The organism is Kribbella sp. NPDC048928, assembly GCF_043197975.1.
GTDB lineage: Bacteria > Actinomycetota > Actinomycetes > Propionibacteriales > Kribbellaceae > Kribbella.
Genome location: NZ_JBICUC010000001.1, coordinates 242,991 through 265,632, shown reverse-complemented (window position 1 = coordinate 265,632; position 22,642 = coordinate 242,991). Strand labels below are relative to the sequence as shown.

The 22,642-nt window shown below is 69.2% G+C and carries 25 protein-coding genes; 16 read left to right on the top strand and 9 right to left on the bottom strand.

Translation table 11 applies throughout. The features are described from left to right. Positions 1 to 70 precede the first annotated feature (70 nt). The 6 genes from ACGFI6_RS01200 (at position 71) to ACGFI6_RS01175 (ending at position 5,368) form a co-directional block, all read left to right on the top strand. Entirely contained in the window at positions 71 to 721 is a 651-nt protein-coding gene (locus ACGFI6_RS01200; RefSeq protein ID WP_393114223.1) for a ThuA domain-containing protein, read from the top strand. Beyond that, complete coding sequence (locus ACGFI6_RS01195) at positions 706 to 1,821, top strand: Gfo/Idh/MocA family protein (RefSeq protein WP_393114221.1); 1,116 nt, start codon at positions 706 to 708, stop codon at positions 1,819 to 1,821. The genes ACGFI6_RS01200 and ACGFI6_RS01195 overlap by 16 nt, the downstream gene beginning before the upstream one ends. Positions 1,822 to 1,870: 49 nt before the next feature. Then, positions 1,871 to 2,893: a heat-inducible transcriptional repressor HrcA gene (hrcA, locus tag ACGFI6_RS01190; RefSeq protein ID WP_393114219.1), complete on the top strand. Its 1,023-nt coding sequence runs from the start codon at positions 1,871 to 1,873 to the stop codon at positions 2,891 to 2,893. A 25-nt stretch (positions 2,894 to 2,918) separates the two neighbouring features. After that, positions 2,919 to 4,064, top strand: a complete 1,146-nt coding sequence (gene dnaJ, locus ACGFI6_RS01185; RefSeq protein ID WP_393114218.1) for a molecular chaperone DnaJ — start codon at positions 2,919 to 2,921, stop codon at positions 4,062 to 4,064. 219 nt (positions 4,065 to 4,283) lie between these two features. Then, complete coding sequence (locus tag ACGFI6_RS01180) at positions 4,284 to 5,000, top strand: 16S rRNA (uracil(1498)-N(3))-methyltransferase (RefSeq protein WP_393114216.1); 717 nt, start codon at positions 4,284 to 4,286, stop codon at positions 4,998 to 5,000. A gap of 35 nt (positions 5,001 to 5,035) precedes the next feature. Then, positions 5,036 to 5,368 carry an ArsR/SmtB family transcription factor gene (locus tag ACGFI6_RS01175; RefSeq protein WP_393114214.1) on the top strand — a complete coding sequence of 111 codons (333 nt, stop codon included), beginning with the start codon at positions 5,036 to 5,038 and terminating at the stop codon, positions 5,366 to 5,368. A 14-nt stretch (positions 5,369 to 5,382) separates the two neighbouring features. Here the strand turns inward: ACGFI6_RS01175 and ACGFI6_RS01170 are convergent, their stop codons facing one another. Continuing rightward, positions 5,383 to 6,489, bottom strand: a complete 1,107-nt coding sequence (locus ACGFI6_RS01170) for a Gmad2 immunoglobulin-like domain-containing protein (protein ID WP_393114212.1) — start codon at positions 6,487 to 6,489, stop codon at positions 5,383 to 5,385. After that, positions 6,486 to 6,995, bottom strand: a complete 510-nt coding sequence (locus ACGFI6_RS01165) for a SigE family RNA polymerase sigma factor (protein WP_393114211.1) — start codon at positions 6,993 to 6,995, stop codon at positions 6,486 to 6,488. Before ACGFI6_RS01165 ends, ACGFI6_RS01170 begins: the two co-directional genes overlap by 4 nt. A 104-nt stretch (positions 6,996 to 7,099) precedes the next feature. On the opposite strand from ACGFI6_RS01165, the gene ACGFI6_RS01160 reads away from it, so the two are divergent. From ACGFI6_RS01160 to ACGFI6_RS01130, 7 genes are all read left to right on the top strand, one after another. Next, entirely contained in the window at positions 7,100 to 8,044 is a 945-nt protein-coding gene (locus ACGFI6_RS01160) for a hypothetical protein (RefSeq protein ID WP_393114209.1), read from the top strand. A gap of 148 nt (positions 8,045 to 8,192) precedes the next feature. Next, the gene (locus ACGFI6_RS01155) at positions 8,193 to 9,119 is read left to right on the top strand and encodes a PhoH family protein (RefSeq protein ID WP_393115736.1); all 927 of its coding nucleotides are present in this window, start codon (positions 8,193 to 8,195) and stop codon (positions 9,117 to 9,119) included. Further along, on the top strand, positions 9,116 to 9,592 hold the full coding sequence (ybeY, locus tag ACGFI6_RS01150) for an rRNA maturation RNase YbeY (protein WP_393114207.1): 477 nt from the start codon (positions 9,116 to 9,118) through the stop codon (positions 9,590 to 9,592). Before ACGFI6_RS01155 ends, ybeY begins: the two co-directional genes overlap by 4 nt. 7 nt (positions 9,593 to 9,599) lie before the next feature. Then, positions 9,600 to 10,904 (top strand): hemolysin family protein, encoded by a 1,305-nt coding sequence (locus tag ACGFI6_RS01145; protein WP_393114205.1) that lies wholly within the window; start codon positions 9,600 to 9,602, stop codon positions 10,902 to 10,904. A 31-nt stretch (positions 10,905 to 10,935) separates the two neighbouring features. Beyond that, on the top strand, positions 10,936 to 11,271 hold the full coding sequence (locus ACGFI6_RS01140; protein ID WP_393115735.1) for a cytidine deaminase: 336 nt from the start codon (positions 10,936 to 10,938) through the stop codon (positions 11,269 to 11,271). Next, positions 11,255 to 12,184 (top strand): GTPase Era, encoded by a 930-nt coding sequence (gene era / locus ACGFI6_RS01135; protein ID WP_393114203.1) that lies wholly within the window; start codon positions 11,255 to 11,257, stop codon positions 12,182 to 12,184. The genes ACGFI6_RS01140 and era overlap by 17 nt, the downstream gene beginning before the upstream one ends. Next, positions 12,184 to 12,864: a GNAT family N-acetyltransferase gene (locus tag ACGFI6_RS01130; RefSeq protein WP_393114201.1), complete on the top strand. Its 681-nt coding sequence runs from the start codon at positions 12,184 to 12,186 to the stop codon at positions 12,862 to 12,864. The genes era and ACGFI6_RS01130 overlap by 1 nt, the downstream gene beginning before the upstream one ends. Here the strand turns inward: ACGFI6_RS01130 and ACGFI6_RS01125 are convergent. Continuing rightward, the gene (locus ACGFI6_RS01125) at positions 12,861 to 13,847 is read right to left on the bottom strand and encodes a GNAT family N-acetyltransferase (protein ID WP_393114198.1); all 987 of its coding nucleotides are present in this window, start codon (positions 13,845 to 13,847) and stop codon (positions 12,861 to 12,863) included. The genes ACGFI6_RS01130 and ACGFI6_RS01125 overlap by 4 nt on opposite strands. A 41-nt stretch (positions 13,848 to 13,888) precedes the next feature. Further along, positions 13,889 to 14,878 (bottom strand): oxidoreductase, encoded by a 990-nt coding sequence (locus tag ACGFI6_RS01120; RefSeq protein WP_393114196.1) that lies wholly within the window; start codon positions 14,876 to 14,878, stop codon positions 13,889 to 13,891. A 74-nt stretch (positions 14,879 to 14,952) separates the two neighbouring features. On the opposite strand from ACGFI6_RS01120, the gene ACGFI6_RS01115 reads away from it, so the two are divergent. Beyond that, on the top strand, positions 14,953 to 15,972 hold the full coding sequence (locus ACGFI6_RS01115; RefSeq protein WP_393114193.1) for an AraC family transcriptional regulator: 1,020 nt from the start codon (positions 14,953 to 14,955) through the stop codon (positions 15,970 to 15,972). Here the strand turns inward: ACGFI6_RS01115 and ACGFI6_RS01110 are convergent. The 3 genes from ACGFI6_RS01110 to ACGFI6_RS01100 form a co-directional block, all read right to left on the bottom strand. After that, positions 15,969 to 16,412 (bottom strand): PPOX class F420-dependent oxidoreductase, encoded by a 444-nt coding sequence (locus ACGFI6_RS01110; protein WP_393114191.1) that lies wholly within the window; start codon positions 16,410 to 16,412, stop codon positions 15,969 to 15,971. The two genes, ACGFI6_RS01115 and ACGFI6_RS01110, sit on opposite strands and share 4 nt — an antisense overlap. A gap of 18 nt (positions 16,413 to 16,430) precedes the next feature. Further along, positions 16,431 to 16,616, bottom strand: a complete 186-nt coding sequence (locus ACGFI6_RS01105; protein WP_393114189.1) for a hypothetical protein — start codon at positions 16,614 to 16,616, stop codon at positions 16,431 to 16,433. Between the two features lie 75 nt (positions 16,617 to 16,691). Further along, the gene (locus ACGFI6_RS01100; protein WP_393114187.1) at positions 16,692 to 17,483 is read right to left on the bottom strand and encodes a hypothetical protein; all 792 of its coding nucleotides are present in this window, start codon (positions 17,481 to 17,483) and stop codon (positions 16,692 to 16,694) included. 176 nt (positions 17,484 to 17,659) lie between these two features. Here ACGFI6_RS01100 and ACGFI6_RS01095 point away from each other — a divergent pair, with 176 nt between their 5' ends. Further along, entirely contained in the window at positions 17,660 to 19,003 is a 1,344-nt protein-coding gene (locus ACGFI6_RS01095; protein ID WP_393114185.1) for a DUF1800 family protein, read from the top strand. Between the two features lie 75 nt (positions 19,004 to 19,078). Then, on the top strand, positions 19,079 to 20,329 hold the full coding sequence (locus ACGFI6_RS01090; protein ID WP_393114184.1) for a DUF1501 domain-containing protein: 1,251 nt from the start codon (positions 19,079 to 19,081) through the stop codon (positions 20,327 to 20,329). A 120-nt stretch (positions 20,330 to 20,449) separates the two neighbouring features. Here the strand turns inward: ACGFI6_RS01090 and ACGFI6_RS01085 are convergent, their stop codons facing one another. Further along, complete coding sequence (locus tag ACGFI6_RS01085; RefSeq protein WP_393114181.1) at positions 20,450 to 21,928, bottom strand: ATP-binding protein; 1,479 nt, start codon at positions 21,926 to 21,928, stop codon at positions 20,450 to 20,452. Further along, positions 21,925 to 22,587, bottom strand: coding sequence for a response regulator transcription factor (locus ACGFI6_RS01080; RefSeq protein ID WP_393114178.1), 663 nt, complete (start codon positions 22,585 to 22,587; stop codon positions 21,925 to 21,927). The genes ACGFI6_RS01085 and ACGFI6_RS01080 overlap by 4 nt, the downstream gene beginning before the upstream one ends. Positions 22,588 to 22,642: the final 55 nt, after the last annotated feature.

The following is a 22,642-nucleotide window of genomic DNA, read 5'->3' as shown; positions in this document are numbered from 1 at the left end:
GCCGACTGCTGGCGACCTAGGCTCGCAACTGTTCCGATCGGATCTCCGAAACTTTCGAAGGGTGGCCGGTGTGACGACACGACGCGCGGTGGTGGTCCGGGGTGGCTGGGAAGGGCATTCGCCGGTCGAGGCGACCGACCTGTTCATCCCGTACCTGAAGGAGAACGGCTTCGAGGTCACGGTCTCCGACACGACGGCGGCCTACCTCGACCTGGACGGCGTCGACCTGGTGCTGCAGTGCGTGACGATGAGCGAGATCGAGCCCGACCACTTCAAGGGGCTGGAGGCCGCGATCCGGCGCGGTACCGGGTTCGCCGGCTGGCACGGCGGGATCGCGGACTCGTTCCGCAAGAACTCGGACTACAGCTTCATCACCGGCGGGCAGTTCATCTCGCACCCACACGGGTACACCGACTATCGCGTCGACATCGTTCCGGCGAAGGCCGACGATCCGATTGTCGACGGTATCGAGCACTTCGACGTGCACACCGAGCAGTACTACGTCCACTACGACCCGACCAACAACGTCCTGGCGACCACGACCTTCGCGTCGCACCCGGACTACCCGTGGATCGAGGGCGCCGTGATGCCGGTCGTCTGGACCCGCACCTGGGGCGAGGGCAAGGTCTTCGTCTGCACGGTCGGCCACAAGCTCGACGACCTGGAGACGCCCGAGGTCAAGACGATCATCGAGCGGGGGCTGCTGTGGGCGAGCAAGTGACCGGCCCGCTGACCAAGGTCGGCATCGTCGGTACGGGCGTCATCTCCGGTACGTACCTGGACCACCTGGCCAAGCTGCCCGGCGTCGACGTGGTCGCCGTCGCGGACCTGGACCTGCCGCGCGCGCAGGCGATTGCCGACAAGAACCCGGCGATCCGCGCGCTCTCGCCCGAGGACCTGTATGCGGCTGACGACATTGAGATTGTCGTCAATCTGACGATCCCCGCGGCCCACGCCGCCGTGCACCAGGCCGCGCTTGCGGCGGGCAAGAACGTGTACGGCGAGAAGCCGCTGGCGATGGACCGCGCCGAGGCGGAGCCGCTGCTGAAGTACGCCGCCGCCAACGACCTGCGGATCGGCTGTGCGCCGGACACGGTCCTCGGCACCGGGACCCAGACGGCGCGTGCGGTGATCGACCGCGGCGACATCGGTACGCCGCACGCCGCGACCGCGTTCATGGTCACCCCCGGCCACGAACTGTGGCACCCGGCTCCTGAGTTCTACTACAAGCCAGGCGGCGGCCCGGTGCTCGACATGGGCCCGTACTACGTCACCAGCCTGGTCACGCTGCTCGGGCCGGTCGTCCGGGTCACCGCCCGCGCCGGCCGGGCGAAGCAGCAGCGGACGATCCACACCGGCCCTCGCGCCGGGACCGTCTTCGACGTAGAGGTGCCGACGCACGTCACCGGCGTACTGGAGCACGAGTCGGGCGCCCTGACCACCGTGCTGATGTCGTTCGACGTCTGGGCCGGGCGGCTGCCGCGGATCGAGGTCCACGGGACGGACGGCAGCCTGTCCGTGCCGGACCCGAACGGGTTCGACGGGACCGTCGAGATCGTCACCCCGGAGCAGCGCGAGTGGACCGAGGTGCCGGTCGCGGGCGGGTACGCCGGAGCCGGCCGCGGGGTCGGTGTCGCGGACATGGCCCGGGCGGTACGCACCGGCGATCCGCACCGGGCGTCGGGGGAGTTGGCGTACCACGTGCTCGACGTACTGGAGTCGTTCATCGACTCCGCCGTACAGGATCAGCCCCTTGATGTGGCGAGTACAGTGACGCGTCCCGCGCCCGTTCCGTTGGGAGCCTCACCCGAGACCGCCTAGACTGGCACTCTGAACGACTGAGTGCCAAGGGTCTGAAAGGGTGGTGCGCGTGCTGGACGACCGCAAGCTGGATGTGCTCCGCGCCATCGTCGAGGACTACGTCGCGACCCACGAGCCCATCGGGTCGAAGGCACTGGTCGACCGGCACAACCTTGGTGTCTCCCCGGCTACCGTGCGTAACGACATGGCGGCGCTGGAGGAGGAGGGGTACATCACCCAGCCGCACACCAGCGCCGGCCGGATCCCGACCGACGCCGGCTACCGGCTGTTCGTGGACAAGCTGAGCACGGTCAAGACGCTGTCGACGGCGGAGAAGAAGGCGATCACGTCCTTCCTGGCCGGTGCGGTGGACCTCGACGACGTGGTCCGCCGGACCGTCCGGCTGCTCGCGCAGATCACCCGCCAGGTCGCCATCGTGCAGTACCCGTCGCTGAACCGGTCGAGCGTGCGGCACATCGAGGTCGTCACGATGGGCCCGCGCAGGCTGCTGCTGGTGCTGATCACCAGCAACGGCCGGGTCGAGCAGCGGATCGTCGAGCACCCGCAGGACGTCGACGAGCAGCTGATCGCGGACCTGCGTTCGCGGCTGAACACCGCCCTCACCGGGCAGCGTCTGACCGACGCCGCGACGGTGCTGGCCGGCGTGCCCGAGCTGTTCGCGCCGACCGACCGTTCGCTCGTCGCGTCGATCGTCACCACGCTGTTCGAGACGTTCACCGATGAGGTCGGCGAGCAGCGGATCGCGGTCGGCGGCGCCGCCAACCTGACCCGGTACGGCGACGACTTCGAGCGGAACGTGAAGCCGGTGCTGGAGGCGCTGGAGGAGCACGTCATCCTGCTCAAGCTGCTCGGCGAGGCGACGAACCCGCAGACCCTGACGGTCCGGATCGGCCACGAGAACCCGTTCGAGGAACTGGCCACCACCTCGGTGGTCGCGACCGGGTACGGGTCGAAGTCGGAGGTGCTCGCCACCCTCGGCATCGTCGGGCCGACCCACATGGACTACCCGAGCACGATGGGCGCCGTACGAGCCGTCGCCCGCTACGTCAGTCAGATCCTGGCTGAATCATGACGATTACAACCCCCTGGTCTGGAGTATGAGCACCGATTACTACGCCGTCCTAGGTGTCAGCCGTGACGCGTCACCGGACGAGATCAAGAAGGCGTACCGCAAGCTGGCGCGCCAGTACCACCCGGATGTGAACGACTCCGAGGACGCGCACCAGAAGTTCCAGGAGATCGGGCGCGCGTTCCAGGTGCTCAGCGACCCGCAGAAGCGGCAGATGCACGACCTCGGCGGCGACCCGTTCGCCTCCGCGGGCGGCGCCGCGGGCGGGCAAGGCTTCGGGCAGGCGTTCACGTTCACCGACATCATGGACGCGTTCTTCGGCCAGACCGGCGGCGCGACCCGTGGTCCGCGGCCGCGCACCCGGCGCGGTCAGGACGCGTTGATCCCGCTGCGGATCGACCTGGCCGAGGCTGCCTTCGGTACGACGCGCGAGCTCAAGGTCGACACCGCCGTACTCTGCCCGACCTGTAGCGGATCCGGCGCGGCCGCCGGCTCCGAGCCGGTCACCTGCGAGATCTGCCACGGGCGCGGCGAGGTGACGCACACGCAGCGGTCGTTCCTCGGCGAGGTGCGGACGATGCGCCCCTGCCCGAACTGCCGCGGCTACGGCACCACGATCCCGAGCCCGTGCGTCGAGTGCGCCGGCGACGGTCGCGTCCGTTCGCGCCGTACGGTCACGGTGAAGATCCCCGGCGGCGTCGACAGCGGCACCCGCGTGCAGCTGTCCGGCCAGGGCGAGGTCGGCCCCGGCGGCGGCCCGGCCGGCGACCTGTACGTCGAGATCGAGGTCGAGCCGCACGACATCTTCACCCGCAGCGGCGACGACCTGCACTGCACGGTCACGCTGCCGATGACCGCGGCCGCGCTCGGTACGACGATCGACCTGCCGACGCTCGAGGGCGAGACGACTCCGCTCGAGATCCGTCCCGGCACCCAGTCCGGTACGACGCAGACGCTGACCGCTCGCGGCGTACCGCGGTTGCGGCACGCCGGTCGTGGTGACCTCATCGTGCAGGTGATCGTCGAGACGCCGACCAAGCTCGACGACGACCAGGCCGAGCTGCTCCGCCGGCTCGCCGCCGCCCGCGACGAGGAGCGCCCGCAGGGCCAGGTCCAGGCAACGCACAAGAGCGGCGTCTTCGGCCGGCTCCGCAACGCCTTCGGCGCGCACTAGATGCCCACCTCCGACCCGTCCCCCACCATCTCAGCGGCCACCCCCCACCCTGGGCCCGATCCCACCAGCTCAGCGGCTAAGCCCCACTCTGGGGCCGATCCCACCGGCTCGGCGGTTGACCGCGGACGTGGTGGGTTGGGCGGTGGGATGTGGGTACGGCAACCCACCAGCTCAGCGGTCAACCTCGGAGCTGGTGGGTTGGGCGGGGGTGTTCGGTAGGTGGGGGTCGCGGTGTTCTTCGCCCCGGAACTCGACGGCGACGAGCTGGTGCTGGACGGCGCGGAGGGCCGGCATGCCGCGGTCGTACGCCGAATCGCTGCCGGTGAACGGATCCGCCTGACGGACGGGCGCGGGCGCTGGGCCGAAGGGCCTGTCGTCGCGGCGTCGAAGACCGGTGTCACGGTCGCGGTCGACGAACGCGGCACGGTCGAGGCCGCAGCACCGCGGGTGGTCGTGGTGCAGGCGGTGCCGAAGGGGGAGCGAGCCGAGCTCGCGGTGGAGATGCTGACCGAGGTCGGCGTCGACGTGATCGTGCCCTGGAACGCGGAGCGCAGTCAGTTCCGGGCGAACCCGGAGCGCGTGCAGAAGCTGCTCGCGAAGTGGCAGGCTTGGGCGTTCGAGGCGAGCAAGCAGTCGCGGCGGATCTGGTTCGCGGAGGTCGCGCCGCTCGCCACCACAGCCGAGGTCGCCGAGTTGCTCGCGGGCGCCGCGCTGCCCGTCGTACTGCACGAGGAAGCCACCGTCCCGCTGGCATCGCTCGACCTCCCGGCAACCGGCGACATCGTGTTGGTGATCGGCCCGGAGGGCGGCATCGCTCCGGGCGAGCTGGAGACGTTCGGCGCCACCCCGATCCGCCTCGGCGATACGGTCCTGCGGACGTCGACCGCCGGCGTCGCTGCGGCCGCTGCGCTCTTGGCCACTTCGCGGTGGCGGTAGTCTGTTAGACAGGCACCGAACACGAGGAACGAACCATGGCTGTCGAGTCCACCAGAGCGCGCTCGCTCACGCATGTCGACCCGGCCGAGGTGCCGTTGCAGGCGGCGCTGGACGCGCTCGCTGACCCGGTGCGGCGTTCGATCCTCCGTGACCTGGCGGTCCACGACGAGTGGACCCGTGCGTGCGGCACGTTCGACCTTCCGGTGAAGAAGGCAACCGCCAGCCACCACTTCTCCGTACTGCGGGCTGCCGGCCTCATCGAGCAACGCGACGAGGGCGCCCGCCGGCTGAATCGCCTGCGCCGGTCAGAGTTCGACTCGGCGTTCCCAGGCCTGCTCTCAGCCACGATCGACCGCGACGACGACTGAGCCTGCCTTGACTGCTATTTGACCAGGACCGACTTGCTGTCGGTGTTGGTGATGCTGCCGTCGGCCGCGGAGACCAGGTAGACGCTGATCTCCCACGGCCCCGGGCTCAACTTCAGCTGGAACGAGTACGGCGCGAAGGTCTGGCCCTCGGACGTCTTCGCGAAGCTCTTCTGGACCTGTTTGGTCTTCAGGTTCACCGCCTCGTAGTTGACGACCGCCTCGTCGGCCGCGGCCACCCCCTGCACGGTGACTCTCGGCTCCAGCGCCTGTGCCTCGGACGGCGAGTCGATCCAGACCAGCGCCTGTACGTCGGCCGCCTGAGCGCGGCCCAACGGCTCGGTGGCGTCGACCTGACCGAACAGCCGTGCCACGGGCCGTCCGCCTTCGGTGACCTGGACCGGGGTCTGGTAGTCCTTCAGCGCGCCCTGCACGGTGTAGACGAGTTGCTGCGTCGCGACCCGCGCGTCGTCCGCGGTGAGCCTTGCCTTCGGCAACTGCTTGAAGTCGACCGTCACCGCGTCGTCGGTACGGGTCACGCTGTTCACCGCTGCGCCACGCCAGACCGAGAAGTAGTCCGGGTCCTCCGGCTGCCGCGTCGTCATCACCCGAACCGCCTGCTCGGCCGGATGGCCGGTGACCTTGGTCCAGGTGCGGTACAGCCGCGTGGCCTGCCGCTTCGGTGCGCCGATCTGCGTGCCGAGCCAGTAGACCGGGACCAGCGCGTTGCGGACGGTCTGCTCCGGCTGGGTGTGGACCGTCGGTGCTGCGGTCTTCACGGCGTCGGTCGGCACCGGGGACGGTTCGGCGCTCATCACGGTGGGCGGCGGGGTCTTCGGTACGCCGGATGCGGTCGCCGTCGTACCAGGACCGGCGACCGCGTCGCCGTCGTTCGCGGTGGGGGTCGAGCCGTTGAACACGGTGAAGGCGCTGATCGCGGCGGCGGTACCGACCGCGGCCACCCCGGCGGTCACGAGCCAGGGGCGGCGGCGGGACGGCCGCTGGGCGTGCGCGCGGACGCGGATCTCCGGCAGCGCGTCGGACGGCTCGATCCGGTCCGCCTCCTCGCGGAGGGACCGTCGCATCAGCTCGTCGAACGGATCTGCTGGACGCTCGTCGTTCATAGGCTCTGCTCCAGGTGCTGGCGCAGCGACTTGGTCGCGCGCGCGGCGTGGCTCTTCACGGACCCCCGGCTGATGCCCATCGTGTCGGCGATCTCGGCCTCCGAGAGGTCACCGTAGTACCGCAGCACCATCACGGTGCGCTGCTTCTCGGGCAGGTTCCGCATCGCCTCGATGACCCGGTCGGTCTCCACGGTCCGCAGGACGGCCTGTTCGGCGCTCGGCGCGTCGGGCAGCGACTTCGGCAGGTGCTTGTCGACCACCACCAGGTGCCGCTGGCGGGACCGGCAGCGGTTCACCACCGCGGTCCGCAGGTACGCGAGCGCCTTGTGCGGATCGCGCAGCCGGTGCCACCGGCCGTGCATCGCGACGAACGCGTCCTGGACGATCTCCTCCGCCGTACCGGTGTCGCGCAGCAGCAGCGCGCCGAGGCGGACGAGCGAGGTGTAGTGCGCGGTGTAGACAGCCGTCAGCGCCTCGTCGGCATCCCACGAGGACTCATGTGTCACGCACTCTTCGTACACCACGGCCGGTTGTGCCACGAAAAGACGACGCAAAGACCTCGTCCCAGGTTGACAACAGGCCTGGCCCGATTCGGTGGCAACCTGGTGGTGTGAAGCAACGCGGTGACGGCGAGTGGTCGGGCCATCACGACATCACGTACGCGGCGGTCGCGCGGCTGTACGCGGAGCTCGCTACGGACGGGATGATCCGCGGTCTCGGTCAGCAGGAGTACGCCGCGGCGCTCGACAAGGCGCAGGCGCACCAGGACCGTCCGCTCGGTGCCGGCCTGATCGACAACTTCGCCGGCTCCGGCAGGTCCGTGCCGTACGCGGGCCTCGGCCCTACGGCGCACTCGGCGTACGCGAATCCGGACGCACAGCGCGAGCACTTCATGGCGGACCCGTTCCGCAAGGGCTGGGACAACCTGCAGACCAACGTCGAGTACGTGTACGAGCAGCTCGCGCACGCCTCCGCCGAGGACGGCTTCCGGCACCTCGGCGCCGCCGCACACGCCTTGCAGGACAGCTATTCCGGAGCGCATGCCTGGCGCGCCGACTCGGTGTACGACGGTGATCCCGCCGCGCCGGTGCAATCGCTGCACGTCTTCACGCCCGTGCACGCGGTCGGGGTCGACGACGGCCGGAACACCCACTCCGACGAGTTCGACAAGCCGCCGGCGACATCCGGATCCACCCGGGCCGCGACCGAGGCGACGTACCGGCTGCTGCGCAGCTCCGAACTCAGCCGCGGCCTCGCGCCGGAGGCGGCGGATCGGGCCCGGCGCAACGAGTTGGCGCCGCTGCTGCGTCCGTCGCCGTCCGGTGTGACCGTCAATCTGCACCCCACGCAGGCGTGGACGCTCGAGCGCAATCGCCGGCTGGCACTCGAGCACGGCGTGCTCCGGCCCGGCCGCGAGGCCGACGAGATCAAGCGCCTGGCCGGCGTCCTGACCCCGAACCCGGCCGCCCGTCCGGCGCCTGTGGTCCCGGGCGAGCGGCCTCCCGGAGGAGTGTCCCGGGGAATTACACGTGAGGGTGTGGGACTGGACGGCTAGCATGGAGGCTCCATCACCAGTACTCAGGAGGAAGAGCCTGTCCAGGCCACGCAGTATCGAACCGGAGGCGCACCGCAACGGTGCGGTTCCAGGTGCAGGCACCACCACGCAGGCGTCGCACAAGATCGTCGTGCCGAACAGCATCAACATGGTGGCGCTGCTCGGGGCCCGGGACGAGTTCCTCCGGATCGTCGAGAAGGAGTTCGCGGCCGACATCATGGTCCGCGGCAACGAGATCACGTTCGCCGGTGAGCCGGCCGAGCTGGCGCTGGCCGAGCGGCTGATCGACGAGCTGATCGCCGTCGTGCGCACCGGTCACGGGCTGACCGCCGACTCCGTCGAGCGCAGCATCGCGATGATCAAGCAGGCGACGGCCGAGAGCCCGGCCGACGTACTGACCCAGAACATCCTGTCCAGCCGCGGCCGGACGATCCGGCCGAAGACGCTGAACCAGAAGCGCTACGTGGACGCGATCGACAAGAACACGATCGTGTTCGGCATCGGCCCGGCCGGTACCGGAAAGACCTACCTGGCGGTCGCCAAGGCGGTCCAGGCGCTGCAGGCCAAGGAGGTCACCCGGATCATCCTGACCCGGCCGGCCGTCGAGGCCGGCGAGCGGCTCGGGTTCCTGCCCGGCACCCTGTCGGAGAAGATCGACCCGTACCTGCGGCCGCTCTACGACGCGCTGCACGACATGCTCGACCCGGAGTCCATCCCGCGGCTGATGACGGCCGGCACGATCGAGATCGCGCCGCTGGCCTACATGCGCGGCCGGACGCTGAACGACGCCTACATCATCCTGGACGAGGCGCAGAACACCTCGCCCGAGCAGATGAAGATGTTCCTCACCCGGCTCGGCTTCGGTTCGAAGATGGTCGTCACCGGCGACGTCACGCAGGTCGACCTGCCGAACGGGACGAATTCCGGGCTCCGGGTGGTGCAGGGAATTCTCGAGGGCGTGCAGGATCTGGCATTCTGCCGGTTGACATCGCATGACGTGGTCCGGCACAAGCTGGTCGGCCGGATCGTGTCGGCGTACGAAAACTACGAAGGCAGTGCTGAAACTCACCGATGAACGTCGAGGTCAACAACGAGTCCGGGGTCGAGATCGACGCGCACGGACTGATGCGGCTCAGCCGGTTCGTGATGTCGTCGCTGAAGCTGCACCCGGAGTGTGAGCTGTCGATCAAGCTGGTCGACGAGGACACCATGGCGCGGTATCACGTCGAGTTCCTGGACCTTCCGGGTCCGACCGACGTGATGTCGTGGCCGATGGACGAGCTGCGGCCCGGGTCGGACGGCGACGCGGACGACGACCTGCCGCTCGGGCACCTGGGCGACATCGCCCTGTGCCCGACGGTGGCCGCCGCACAGGGCGCCAAGGCCGGTCATGGTACGTGGGCCGAGCTGGAGCTGCTGACGGTGCACGGCATCCTGCACCTGCTCGGCTACGACCACGCGGAACCCGCCGAGAAGGCGGAGATGTGGGACATCCAGGGCCGCCTGCTGGAAGCATGGCGCGCCCCTGGAAATAGGCTCGAGGCGTGATTTCCTGATGACCTACCACGACCTGGTTCTGCTGGTTGTGGCTGCGGTGCTCGTTCTGCTGGCCGGGTTGTTCGCCGGCGCCGAGGCAGCGTTGTCGTCGTACTCGGCGGTCCGCGCGAACGAGCAGGTCGAGCTGGGCAACCAGCGCGCGGTTCGGCTGCGCGACCTACTGTCCGACGCCCCGCGGTACCTGAACTCGCTGCTGCTGCTCCGGCTGATCTGCGAGATCACGGCGATCGTGCTGGTCGCGCAGGCGCTGTCGGGCGCTCTCGAGGTGACCTGGGAGCACATCCTGATCACCGCGGTGGTGATGGTCCTGGTCTCGTACGTGATCATCGGGGTCGCGCCACGGACGCTCGGCCGGCAGCATTCGGACCGGTTCGCGATCCTGTCCGCGGGACCGGTGATGGCGGTGACCCGGATCCTCGGGCCGCTGCCGAAGCTGCTGATCATGATCGGCAATGCGCTCACCCCGGGCAAGGGGTTCGCCGAGGGACCGTTCGCGACCGAGGCCGAGCTGCGCGCGCTGGTCGACTACGCGGAGAAGTCCGCGGTGATCGAGTCCGGCGAGCGGCAGATGATCCACTCGGTCTTCGAGCTCGGCGACACCATCGTCCGCGAGGTGATGGTGCCGCGGACCGACATGGTCTACATCGAGAAGCACAAGAAGCTCCGTCAGCTCACCTCGCTGGCGCTGCGCTCGGGCTTCTCCCGGATCCCGGTGATCGGCGAGTCGCTGGACGACATCCTCGGCGTCGTCTACCTCAAGGACGTGATGCGCCGGGTCTACGACAATGCCAACGCCGAATCGACCGAGCGGGTCGAGTCGGTGATGCGGCCGTGCATGTACGTTCCGGACTCCAAGCCCGCCGATGAGCTGCTCCGCGAGATGCAGGCCGCCCGGATGCATCTGGCGATCGTCGTCGACGAGTACGGCGGTACGGCCGGCCTGGTGGCGATCGAGGACATCCTGGAGGAGATCGTCGGCGAGATCACCGACGAGTACGACGAGGACCCGGACTCGGTGCAGCAGCTGTCCGACGGGGCGTACCGGGTCTCCAGCCGGCTGCCGATCGACGAGCTCGGCGAGCTGTTCGGCGTCCCGCTGGACGACGACGACGTCGACACCGTCGGCGGTCTGATGGCGAAGCTGCTCGGCAAGGTGCCGATCCCCGGCGCCCAGGTCGGGATCGAGGGCCTGTCCCTCACCGCGGAGCGGCCGTCCGGCCGCCGGAACCAGGTAGGTACCGTTCTGGTACGCCGGGACGAACCCACCCCGGCGCCGCAGGACCAGAACCACCAGCACGCCTGACCCACCACACCCTGTCGTCACCTTTGGAGTTCTGTTGTCAGACCTGTCCGCCGAGGACGCCAAACTCGTCACGCTCGCCCGCGCCGCGCGCGCCCGTACCCACGCTCTCGAGGGTGCGGCCGTCCGGGACACCGACGGGCGGACGTACGCCGCCTGCACGGTCGGCCTCGACACCGTCGAGCTGACCGCGCTGCAGCTCGCGGTCGCGATGGCGCTGTCGTCCGGAGTGAAGGGCCTGGAGGCGGCGGCAGTGGTCACCGAGGCCGAGTCGGTCGAGGTGAACGTCGTCCGGCACTTCGCCGGCGCCAACATTCCGGTCGTCCATGCCGCCGGCAACGGAGAGGTCCGCGATGTCGTCAACACCTGAGAACTTCAAGGCCGGTTTCGCCTGTTTCGTCGGCCGGCCGAACGCGGGCAAGTCCACGCTGACCAATGCGCTCGTCGGCCAGAAGATCGTGATCACGTCGTCGAAGCCGCAGACCACCCGGCACGCCGTCCGCGGCATCGTGCACCGGCCGGACGCGCAGCTGATCCTGGTCGACACGCCCGGGCTGCACAAGCCGCGGACCCTGCTCGGCGAGCGGCTGAACGACCTGGTGAAGACGACCTGGGCCGAGGTCGACGTGATCGCGGTCTGCCTGCCGGCGAGCGACAAGATCGGCCCCGGCGACCGGTTCCTGGTGAGCGAGGCGGCGAAGGTCGCGAAGACCCCGAAGGTCGCGCTGGCCACCAAGGCGGACCTGGTCGCGCCGGAGCGGATGGTCGAGCACCTCGCCGAGATCCAGGCGCTCGGGGAGTCGGCCGGGATCGAGTGGGCCGCGGTGATCCCGGTCTCCGCGACGTCCGGCTTCCAGGTCGACGTGGTCGCCGACGAGCTGGTGAAGCTGCTGCCGGAGGGGTTCGCGCTGTACCCGGACGGCGACATCACCGACGAGCCGGAGGAGACGCTGGTCGCCGAGCTGATCCGCGAGGCCGCGCTGGAGGGCGTCCGCGACGAGCTCCCGCACTCGATCGCGGTCACCATCGACGAGATGAACCTGCGCGAGGACCGGCCCGAGGACAAGCCGCTGCTGGACGTGTACGCGAACATCTTCCTCGAGCGGGAGAGCCAGAAGGGCATCGTGATCGGCCACAAGGGCGCACGCCTGCGCGAGGTCGGTGCCGCCGCCCGGAAGCAGATCGAGGCCCTGCTCGGTACTCCGGTGTACCTGGACCTGCACGTCAAGATCGCCAAAAACTGGCAGACAGACGCGAAGAACCTCCGCAAACTGGGATTCTGATGCTCACCGATCCCGTGCTGCTCAATCCCGTGTTCGGGGCGCTGACCGGCCCGCACGCGTCCTTCGCGGAGGTGCGCGGCAACGCCCGGCGCTACCCGGCTGCGGTGGCGCCGTTCCTCGGTATGCCCGACGAGCTGACCGACGCCGACTGGGCGGATGCGGCCGAGCTGCTCCGGTCCGGCGGGCCGGGGGCGATGATGCGGCCCGAGTTCGAGGTGCCGGACGGGATCAAGATCGACAGGGTCTTCGACCTGGTCCAGTTCGTCGCTCCGGACGACCTGCCCGCCGCGGATCCGGAAGCGGTGGTGCTCGGCGTCGACGACGTACCGGAGATGCTCGCGCTGGTCGCGCTGACCGATCCGGGCCCGTTCCGCAGCCGTACCGTCGAGCTCGGGACGTACCTCGGGATCCGTCGCGAGGGTGAGCTGATCGCGATGGCCGGCACCCGGTTCAGCCTGCCCGGCCACACCGAGATCAGCGCGGTCTGCACGCACCCGTCGGCCCGCGGTCAGGGCCTCGCGACCCGGCTGATCCGGGCCGTCGCCGCGGACATCACGGCGACGGCCCGGACTCCGTTCCTGCACACCGGCGGCACCAACGCGGCCGCGATCCGGCTCTACAACTCGCTCGGCTTCACCCTGTCGAACGAGATGAAGGTGACGATCGTCGAGGCGGTTTAGAGCGTCTTCTGGTAGTCCAGGAAGCGCGCCACGATCCGGTAGTTCAGGGCCTCGTTGATCCCGATCATGTGGTCGTTGGACTCGGCGTTCCAGGTGTCGATCCGGGTCAGTCCCGGCTCTTCCGTACGCAGCCACAGCAGCATCGCAGACTTGAGCAGTGCACCCAGCCGGTGACCGCGGTGGTCGCGGGAGACCGCCGTGTCGTGCTGCTCGCCGAGGTGCGGGCGTTCGCGCTCGACCGCGATCACCGTGTGGCCGGCCAGTTCACCGGTGGCCTTGTGCCGGGCGACCACCCGGTACGTCGTGCGATCGCTCTTCTGCTGCGCCTCCTCGTACGCGCGCAGCCGCTCCGGGCTGAACACGTCGTCCTCCACGTCGAGGTCGTCCTTCGGCGCGTCGTTGATCGAGCCGGTGACCGCGACCATGCCCTCGAGCAGGTCGTCGGGCAGCGCCCCGGTCAGGTGCAGGAGCTCGTACGCCGACGCGGCCGCCAGCGACTCGTCGTACATCCGCTGTACCAGATCCCAGTCGAGCCCGGCCAGGTCCTGACGCCGGTTGACCTCGACCGCCTTCTGCACGAACGCATGCCGGCGCGCGAACGCGTCCGCCTTCGGCAGGTCGATCCCGCCGAGGCCGATCATGGTCCGGCCGAGGTCCCGGGTCACCTGCTCGCCGTACTCGACCAGCGCCGACCCGATCCCGCGGCTGCGATGGTCGGGATGGACCTTGAGGTCGATCCAGGTCTGGTTGGTGTTGTCGTACTCCGGCACGCTGATGGTCAGAACGCCGACGGCCGCGCCGCCGTCGCGGGCCAGATAGGCCTGCGGGGGTTCGAGATCCCAGCCGTACCGCAGCATGTTCGCGAACGTCCGCGGCGTGTGCTGGACGATCTCCGGGCAGTCCAGCTTCCAGCCGGCCGAGTCCACGGCAACGGCTTCGGCGCATCCGACCTCGTCGTCGGGGGACAGTTTGGTGATCTTCACGCCCACAGGGTCCATCGGGACGCGTGGTTACCGCATCTGGTTTATCCGCGGTTCTCGGTCACGAGCTCCTCGCTCAGCTTCCAGAGCCGGCGCGCGTTGTCCCGGTCGATCGCGTACGGCAGTACACCGAATGCTCCCGGCGTCACCGCGAGCACGTCGGCGTCCGGTACGTCGGACGTGTGCACCGACGCGATGTCGACATCCTCGCAGTACACCCCGCCGTGCCCGTCGAGCTGTGGACTGGTCGCGCACCACACCTGTGTCGCCGCACCCTGTTCGGCGGTCTTCAGCCCGCGCGCCGGGTCGATGATCGGCTCGTAGTTCTCGTCCAGGAACCCGCCCGCACGCAGGACTTCGCGATCGGAGTACCGGGCCAGGTGCGTGATGATGCTGCCCGGATGCACCGCGAACGCACGGATCCCGTTGGCCCGCTCGCGTTCGTCCAGCTCAACGGCGAACAGGACGTTCGCGGTCTTCGACTGCCCGTACGCCGGGTACGGCGCGTACTCGCGGTGCTCGAAGTTCGGGTCGTCGAAGTCGACCGCCCCGTACCGGTGCCCGCGCGACGACACCGCCACCACGCGTGCGCTACCGGCCTGCCGCAACGCCGGGAGCAACCGTGTGGTCAGCTGGAAATGGCCGAGATGGTTCGTCGCGAACTGCGACTCGTAGCCGCGCGCGTCCCGGGTCAGCGGGTTCGCCATGATCCCGGCGCTGTTGACCAGGATGTGCAGCGGCCGCTTCGTGTCCAGGAACCGCCTTGCGAACGCGTCGATGCTCGTCGGATCCAGCAGGTCCAGCTCCTCGATCTCGATCCCGCCGATGTCCTTCAGTTGGTCGGCTGCGCGCACGACATCACGGGCGGGTACGACGACGTCGGCGCCGGCGGCTCGGAGCGCGCGGACGGTCTCCTTGCCCAGACCGGAGTACCCGCCGGTGACGATCGCGATCCTTCCGTGGAGGTCGATGCCTTCGAGGACGTCGTTCGTGGTGCTGGCGGCGGTGAATCCGGAACCTAGTGGTGTTTGCATGTCTTCGACGGTAGGCCGGGTGATCCGTACGCAGAATGCTTGAAAGTGCCGATGACTTGCGCGACAGTACGGATATGGCGGATCCGTTGACCGACACGCTGGCTCTGACAGAAGCGCACTGCCACGCGTCGCGGGGGTTCGTGGCGATCGGGGAGTGGGCGTTGCGGTATCCGGCGTCGCAGCGGCTCAAGTTCAGTGCGGTGGTCGAAGGCAGCTGCTGGGTCGACTTCGACGACGACCTCGCGACCGGGCGCCTCGAGTTGGAGGCGGGTGACGTGGTGCTCTTCGACGGCCGCCACGGCTTCGTGAAAGGCAACTCCGACGCGGTACCGATCGGCGACGCGATCACCGCTTTCGGAGATCCTGGTGGACTTGGTGGACTTGGTGGACTTGGTGGTTCGGTTGCGCGGTTCGGCAGTGGTGCCGAGACGGGTGTCGGTGTGAGGGTCGTCGGCGTCGGCGGGCACGTCTCTCTGAACCGGACCGGCGAAGAGCTTCTGATGCGCGCGCTGCCGCCGGTGATCCACCTCCGGGCCGCCGACGAGCGCGCCCCGACCTTCCGCTGGCTGCTCGACCGGCTGCTGCGCGAGACCTCGACCGCGGGCCCGGGCGCGAGCCTTGCCGCCGACGATCTCGCGCACCTGCTGTTCCTCGAGTCGCTGCGCGCCTGCCTCGCCGAGGCGGAGTCGCTCCCGGTCGGCTGGCTGCGCGCGATCGCCGACGAACGCATCGCCCCGGCGCTCCATCTCCTGCACGACCAGCCCGGCCGGGCGTGGCAACTCGACGAGCTCGCGCAGGCGGCCGCCATGTCGCGGACGACGTTCGCCGAACGCTTCCGTACTGTCGCAGGCGTCCCTCCGCTGACGTACCTGACGAACTGGCGGATGCGCCTGGCCGAGCGAGCACTGCGGGACGAAGACACGCCGCTGTCGGCGCTCGCACACTCGCTCGGCTACACGTCCGACAGTGCGTTCAGCAACGCGTTCAAACGGATCAACGGCGTCGCGCCGCGGCGTTACCGCGAGACCGCTCGGGCGACCCGGTCGCCTTCACCTGCGACGGCGGCTGATCGGGAAGCGGTCGCTACGGCCTAGTGTCCCGTACGCGATGTAGCTTGCGGGACACTAGGCATCCCGTACGCGTGATCGACGGTCATCGAGAACATCAGGCGGTTGTCGCTGACCATCACCGCGCGGTACTCGTCCCAGTCGGGGTGCTCGCCGGTGGCGATCCGGTAGTAGTCGACCAGGTCCTCGACCACGTCGTCGTCCGGAGCCGCTGCCACCGGGCTCAGGTCGGCCTTCCCCTCGAGGACGACGTACGACCGGCCGCCCGGCCCGTCGACGTACAGGCTGGCGCGCGGGTCGCGGCGCAGGTTCCTGGTCTTCGCGCGGTCGTCGGTGAGCGAGACCCGCACCAGGGTCCCGTCGAACACATAGGTCACGTTGGACAGTTGCGGCCGGCCGTCGCGCTTGATGGTCACCAGGACACCGAGCCCGTGGGTCCCGATCCGGTCGAGAAGAGTTTCGGTCATGGAGCGAAGCTTAAAGATTCAAGCGCTCTTGAACGCAAGCAGGTTGCTCCACGACCTGCTGCACAGCACCAGCCGGTACGAGTCCGGATCGGCGATCGTCACGCCCCAGGTGTCCCAGTACGGATTGCGGGCCGGGACGACCGTCCCGCCGGTGGCGACCAGGTCGGTGCTGGGGCGGGCGATCCGGACAGCAGGAGGCGTCATGCCAGCACCGTAGGAGTTCAAGTTCGCTTGAACACAAGGAAGGTTTCGACCTCGGTGAACCATTCGGTGCTCAGCTCAGATACTCACCAGAAGTACGCCGGCCACCACCACGGCCAGGGCTGCGAAGTGCGGGCGTTCGCGCAGCACGAGCGCGCCCAGCACGCCGCCGATTACGACGTTCAGCGTCCGTCCCACCGCCACCGCTCCGACCGGTGCGAACGACAACGCCAGCAGCACCAGGCCGTAGCTGGCCGGCATCAGCACGGCGACGGGCCACGCCTGGCGCCATTGGGTCAACGCCTGCCGATGGTCGCGGACGATTGTTGACAACAGGACGATCTGCGCGACGTTGGAGATCGCGAGGTACGCAGGCAGCTCGACGTGCAGTGTGGTGACGGCGAACCCGTCCCAGAGCGTGTACGCCGCCGTGCAACTGGCGACGAGCAGCCCGAGCAGGACCCCCTGTGCCGGCCGCCTGGAGCGGCGGCGATCCATCATCAGCACGCCCAGCAGCGTCAAGGCGGCGCCCGCGATGACCTGTGGACTCGTCGTCGACCACAGCAGGGTCGGCACAGTTACGAGGAGCGGCGCGGTCGCGCGGCTGACCGGGTAGACCGTTGTGAAGTCGCCCAGTGCGTACGCCTTCTGCAGCGTCACGGCGTACGTCGTGTGCAGAGCCATGCTGATCAGCCCGGCCCACCACGCCTCCGTCGGCCAACTGAGCACGAGCAGCACGACCGCGACGGGAAGCGTCAGGAGGCTGCACATCCAGACGAACGCCGGGCCGCCCAGGCTGCCGCGCTTCACCAGCAGGTTCCACGCGGCGTGACAGCAGGCGGAGGCCGTCAGCAACCCAAGAGCGATCATGTAGACAGTGTCTACCGGATCGGAATAGACGCTGTCTACTCCACGTCCGTCCGCTCCTCCGGCTCCGTTCTGGCTCTGGCTGCGGCTGGTGGGGGTGGACGGCTGGGAGCTGTGGATCGGCTGAGGAAAGCCGGCGGATCCTGGTCTGGTGGCCGGATGCTGGAAACCATCGGGGCATGACCGAGATCAGCGAGAGGGCCGTCGTCCGGCGGCTGAACGACCGGCTGGGGTTCGGCCCGGCGCCGGGTGACCTGGAGGCCGGCGTCGAGGCGACCGTCCGCCGCCTGCTCGGTCCCACCACCGATGCGGCAGCTGCCGCCATCGCCCCACCGACCGGCCTGGAACCTCCGTCCAAGCCCAAGAATCAAACCCCGAAGACCACCAAACGAAACCCGAACGCGAGCGAGCAGGGTGGAGCCGAGCGGGATGCGGATGCCAAGAAGGCTGCTCGTCGGGAGCGGGCGGCCCAGGAGCGGAAGCTGACGGTCTGGTGGCTGGACCGGATGGTGGCGAGCCGGACGGCAGGGGAGCGGCTGACCTGGTTCTGGCACGGGCACTTCGCGACCAGCAACCAGAAGGTCCGCAACGCCGCCTGGATGCTGGCGCAGAACCAGACCCAGCGCCGCCTCGCCCTCGGCCGGTTCGGCAACCTCGCCCAGGCGATGATTGTCGACAATGCGATGATCCGCTGGTTGGACGGTCAACGAAACCGCAAGGGCTCGCCGAACGAGAACCTGGCCCGCGAGTTCATGGAGCTGTTCACGCTCGGCATCGGGCACTACCAGGAGGCCGACGTCCAGCAGGGCGCGCGTTGCCTGACGGGCTGGGCGCTGGGTGCGAAGGGCGCGACGTTCCAGCGCCGGCGCTTCGACTCCGGGACGAAGACCGTGCTCGGCAAGAGCGGGGACTTCGACGCGAAGGGGTTCGCGGCGCTCACGCTCACACAGCCCGCGTCGGCCGGCTTCGTCGTCGGGCGGTTGTGGTTCCGGCTGGTGTCCGCCACGCCGCCGCCGACCGCAACGATCGCCCGGCTGAGCGCGGCGTACGGCAGCAGTCGTGACGTGAGGTCGTTGCTGACGGCAATGGTTGCCGAGCCGGGTTTCAAAGATCCCGCGTCGAGCCTGGTCAAGCAGCCCGTCGAGTGGACGGTCGGACTGCTGCGGGCGCTTGGCCTCCACCCCGGGAAGCTCGACGAGAAGGAGCAGACGAAGCTGCTCGCCGGGCTGCGCGGGATGGGTCAGCTCCCGTACCGCCCGCCCAGCGTTGGCGGCTGGCCGGCTGGTGCGAGCTGGCTGACGACCTCGTCCGGGGTGACCCGTCTGCAACTCGCGCAGCAGTTGGCGAAGAAGGCCGACCTGTCGACTGTCGACAATGCGACGGATCGGCTCGCCGCCGTCGGCGCATTGCTCGGTGTCGACAACTGGACCGAGCGAACCCGGTCGGCCCTCGCCGCCCTGAAGGACCCCGCACAACTGACAGCCGTCGCGGCCTGTGCTCCCGAATACGTCGTCAGCGGCTAGGTGGTGTCTGGCCCATGCGTTGACAACCCAGCGCCCGGCCGAGGGGCCTTCCGATCTCATGAAGCAGGAGGAATTGTGGACAATCTGACGAGGCGGCGGTTCCTGACGCTGAGTGGGGTGACGGCGGCCGGGGCGTTGGCTGTCGGTGCGACGCAGGTGGACTGGTCGGAGCTGATGGCAGCAGCCGTGGTTGATCCGCTGCCGAGTGATCAGTCGGTGCTGGTCGTGATCACCCTGTACGGCGGCAACGACGGACTCAACACGGTCGTCCCTGCGGCGGACCCGGCATACCAGAAGGCTCGGCCGGATCTTGCGTACGGCGAGGACGATGTTCTGGACCTCGGTGAGGGGCTCGGGCTGAATCCGGGAATGAAAGGCCTGAAAGGGTTCTGGGACGACAAGCGGCTGGCGGTTGTCCGCGGCGTCGGTTACCCGGACCCGGATCGCAGCCACTTCCGGTCGATGGCGATCTGGCAGACCGCGTCGCCGAAGTCGCCGGTCCCGAGCGGATGGCTCGGGCGCTGGCTCGACGCAACCGGCGCCGACCCGCTCCGCGCGGTATCGGTCGATCCGACGCTGCCGCCCTTGCTCGCGGGCGAGACCGCAGCCGCTGCATCGCTGCCGTTGCGCGGGTTGGCGTTGCCGAAGGGTGCAGTTGGAACCGCGTACGCGGCGCTGGGGAAACCGAGTCCGGGCGAGGGTCCTTGGCAGGCCCGGGCGGCGAAGTCTGTGCTGGACTTGCAGAACGCGGCCAACGTACTGGGTAAGGCAGTGCGGAGCGGTCACGAACAAGAGGACTCCGACGACGAGGAACGTACGAAGGGTGCGTCGGCGGGCGGTACGTCACAGCTCGGCGCGCAGCTCGAACTGATCGCCGGGCTGGTCGAGGCCGGCGTACCGACGCGGGCGTACTCGGCGTCGCTCGGTGGATTCGACACGCATGCTGACGAGCGTGGTACGCAGCAACGATTGCTGACGGAGTTGGACGGAGCGCTGACGCCGTTCGTGCAGCGGATGCAGAAGACGGACCGCGGGAAGAACGCTGTCGTACTGGTGTATTCGGAGTTCGGCCGGCGGGTGCAGGCGAACGGGAGCGACGGGACCGACCACGGCACGGCGGGGCCGGTGTTCCTGCTTGGCGAGAAGGTCTCCGGCGGGTTCTATGGGGAGCAGCCCAGTCTGACTGATCTCTCGAACGGCGATCTGAAGTCCACCACCGACTTCCGCGATGTTTACGCCACGGTTCTGCACGGGGTACTAGGGGCCGATCCGGGCAAGATCCTCGCCGGACACAGCACCACCATCGACGGACTGCTCCACACCTGAGCCGTGGGTTCTGTGCGAGGTGATCGGCGTACCGAAGGACGGGTAGTGGTGCGCTGCAACGCGTCTCGTTCGGCGCAGCTGAGCGTGCGTCGTGCGGGGCGGCGGTACCTCTACCCGTTGTTAGGTGCGGATCGGGACGGCGAGACAGAACGCGGCGCCGGGCCGGCCGTCGGCGCGGTCGGTGACGGTGAGGTCGCCGCCATGGGCTCGGGCCACACCGCGGGCGATTGCGAGGCCCAGGCCGGCGCCTTTGCTGTGCGGACCGTGGACGAGCCGGTCGAAGATGCGCTCGCGGGCGGCCGGCGGTACACCGGGTCCGTCGTCCTCAACCAGCACACTCGCGACGACCGGGATTGACCCGCGCGGATCACCGACCGCCTCCCCGCCGAGATGCCGGCTGATGGCCGGAGTGCTCGGGGTGTCGGCGGTGCCCTCGGGGCCAGTGGTGGTGATTGTGATGTGTACGGCGTGGGCTCCGGCTTGGCGGGCGTTGTCTACGAGGTTGGTTAGGACTTGGGTCAGGCGGTCGGGGTCGGCGGTGACAGTGGCTTCGCCTTGGATGTCGACGGTGACGTCGGGTGCTGTCAGGCGCAGGCGGGCGGCCTGCGCGTCGGCGAGCGCGCGGAGGTCCACTGGGGCGAGGTGGAGTTGGAGGCCGGCGTCGATGCGGCTGAGTTCGAGGAGATCGTTGACGAGGGTGCCGGCGCGGCGGGACTCGCGGACGAGGAGGAGTTCGAGTTCCTCGCGTTGGGCGGAGGACGCCGAGGGACCCAGCTGGATCAACGTCTCGGCGGCGGTTTGCAACCCTGCAACCGGCGTACGCAACTCGTGCGCCGCATCCGCGACAAACTCCCGCATCCGGTCCTCCGACCGCCGCGCGACGTCCTCGGAGCCTCGGGCGGCCTCCTCGGATCGGCGCGCGGTCTCCGCGGACTTTCGGGCGGCGGCTTCCGCCGTTCTCGCCGTGCCTTCGGCGCCCTCCAGGGCGTCGAGCATTTCGTCGAAGGCGGCGGCGGTACGGCCGAGTTCGGTGTGCTCGCGTTCGGGCTGCAGCCGGCCACCCCGTCGGCCGGCCGCGATCGAGCGCGCCAGCCCGGTCATCGCATCGAGTGGCGCCAGCGCGAACCGCATACCGATCACCAGCGCGAGCGCCGTGATCAGAATCGCCGCCGCACCGGACAACAGCAAAACAGTTCGCAGCCGGGCGCTCGCATCGGCGAGCAGCCCGGTATCAGCGGACAGCAACAACGCCGCACCCTTGCTCTGCTGTCCCGCCTGCAACGTCGCCCGTACCTGACGAACCGTCCCGCCGGCCTCGAGCGGAGGCGCCCCGAACTGCCGCCCGTTCCGCAGCGTCAGCGTCACCCGGACACCGTTCGCCTCGACCCGCCGTACCAAGTTGCCGGGAGCAACGTTCTGGCGCGCGAGCTGCTGGGCCAGCTGGGCGCGTCCGGTCAGCAACGAGTCGAGACTCCGCTCCGCCTGTGCGTCGAACACCGCCTTCACCGTGAGCCCGGTGACCGGCAGAACCACCAGCAGTACGGCGATTGCGGTCAGCGTCACCCGGACGCGCAGCGACGCCGTCCGCAGGCCGCTCACGATCGCAACACGTACCCGGAGCCGCGGACGGTGTGCAGCAGCCGTGGACCGTGCACCTCGAGCTTGCGACGCAGACCGCTGACATACACCTCGACCAGATTGTCCGCGTAGTCGTCGTACCCCCAGACCGCGGTCAGCAGCTGGGTCTTGCCGACAACCTTCTCCGCGCGGCCGGCCAGGAACGCGAGCAGCTTGAACTCGGTCGCCGTCAACTCGATCGCCGTCCCACCGCGACGTACCACCTGAGCCTCGACGTCCACCTCGAGGTCACCGACGGCCAGGACGGTACGGAGGCGGCCCATCCGGCGCAGTACGGCCTCCACGCGCGCGATCAGCTCCGCAAGAACGAACGGTTTGACCACGTAATCGTCCGCACCGGTGCGCAGGCCGTGCAGGCGATCGCCGACGGCGTCGCGGGCCGTCAGCAGGATGACGCCGGCGTTCGACGTCTCACGGGCCACGGTCAACAGTTCGAACCCGTCGCGGCCGGGCAGCATCACGTCGAGCAGGATCAGGTCCGGGTCGTACTCGGCCAGCTCCCGCTCGAGACCTTCACCGTCCGGCCGCGTACGGACGTCGTACCCGGCCTCGGCCAGGGCGATGCCGACCGCGGTCCGGATCGGCTCCGCGTCCTCGACCACCAGCACCCGGGGCGTCATCCGGCCATCCTTGCATCGGACCCGGCCGCACACCCGGAATCCTCAGAACATCCTC

Excerpts from the sequence above, each read along its gene's own strand:
- dnaJ (WP_393114218.1), top strand. The coding sequence starts at position 2,919 with ATGAGCACCGATTACTACGCCGTCCTAGGTGTCAGCCGTGACGCGTCA.
- ACGFI6_RS01175 (WP_393114214.1), top strand. The coding sequence starts at position 5,036 with ATGGCTGTCGAGTCCACCAGAGCGCGCTCGCTCACGCATGTCGACCCG.
- ACGFI6_RS01170 (WP_393114212.1), bottom strand. The coding sequence starts at position 6,489 with ATGAACGACGAGCGTCCAGCAGATCCGTTCGACGAGCTGATGCGACGG.
- ACGFI6_RS01155 (WP_393115736.1), top strand. The coding sequence starts at position 8,193 with ATGGTGGCGCTGCTCGGGGCCCGGGACGAGTTCCTCCGGATCGTCGAG.
- ybeY (WP_393114207.1), top strand. The coding sequence starts at position 9,116 with ATGAACGTCGAGGTCAACAACGAGTCCGGGGTCGAGATCGACGCGCAC.
- ACGFI6_RS01145 (WP_393114205.1), top strand. The coding sequence starts at position 9,600 with ATGACCTACCACGACCTGGTTCTGCTGGTTGTGGCTGCGGTGCTCGTT.
- era (WP_393114203.1), top strand. The coding sequence starts at position 11,255 with ATGTCGTCAACACCTGAGAACTTCAAGGCCGGTTTCGCCTGTTTCGTC.
- ACGFI6_RS01130 (WP_393114201.1), top strand. The coding sequence starts at position 12,184 with ATGCTCACCGATCCCGTGCTGCTCAATCCCGTGTTCGGGGCGCTGACC.
- ACGFI6_RS01120 (WP_393114196.1), bottom strand. The coding sequence starts at position 14,878 with ATGCAAACACCACTAGGTTCCGGATTCACCGCCGCCAGCACCACGAAC.
- ACGFI6_RS01115 (WP_393114193.1), top strand. The coding sequence starts at position 14,953 with ATGGCGGATCCGTTGACCGACACGCTGGCTCTGACAGAAGCGCACTGC.
- ACGFI6_RS01110 (WP_393114191.1), bottom strand. The coding sequence starts at position 16,412 with ATGACCGAAACTCTTCTCGACCGGATCGGGACCCACGGGCTCGGTGTC.
- ACGFI6_RS01105 (WP_393114189.1), bottom strand. The coding sequence starts at position 16,616 with ATGACGCCTCCTGCTGTCCGGATCGCCCGCCCCAGCACCGACCTGGTC.
- ACGFI6_RS01100 (WP_393114187.1), bottom strand. The coding sequence starts at position 17,483 with ATGATCGCTCTTGGGTTGCTGACGGCCTCCGCCTGCTGTCACGCCGCG.
- ACGFI6_RS01095 (WP_393114185.1), top strand. The coding sequence starts at position 17,660 with ATGACCGAGATCAGCGAGAGGGCCGTCGTCCGGCGGCTGAACGACCGG.
- ACGFI6_RS01080 (WP_393114178.1), bottom strand. The coding sequence starts at position 22,587 with ATGACGCCCCGGGTGCTGGTGGTCGAGGACGCGGAGCCGATCCGGACC.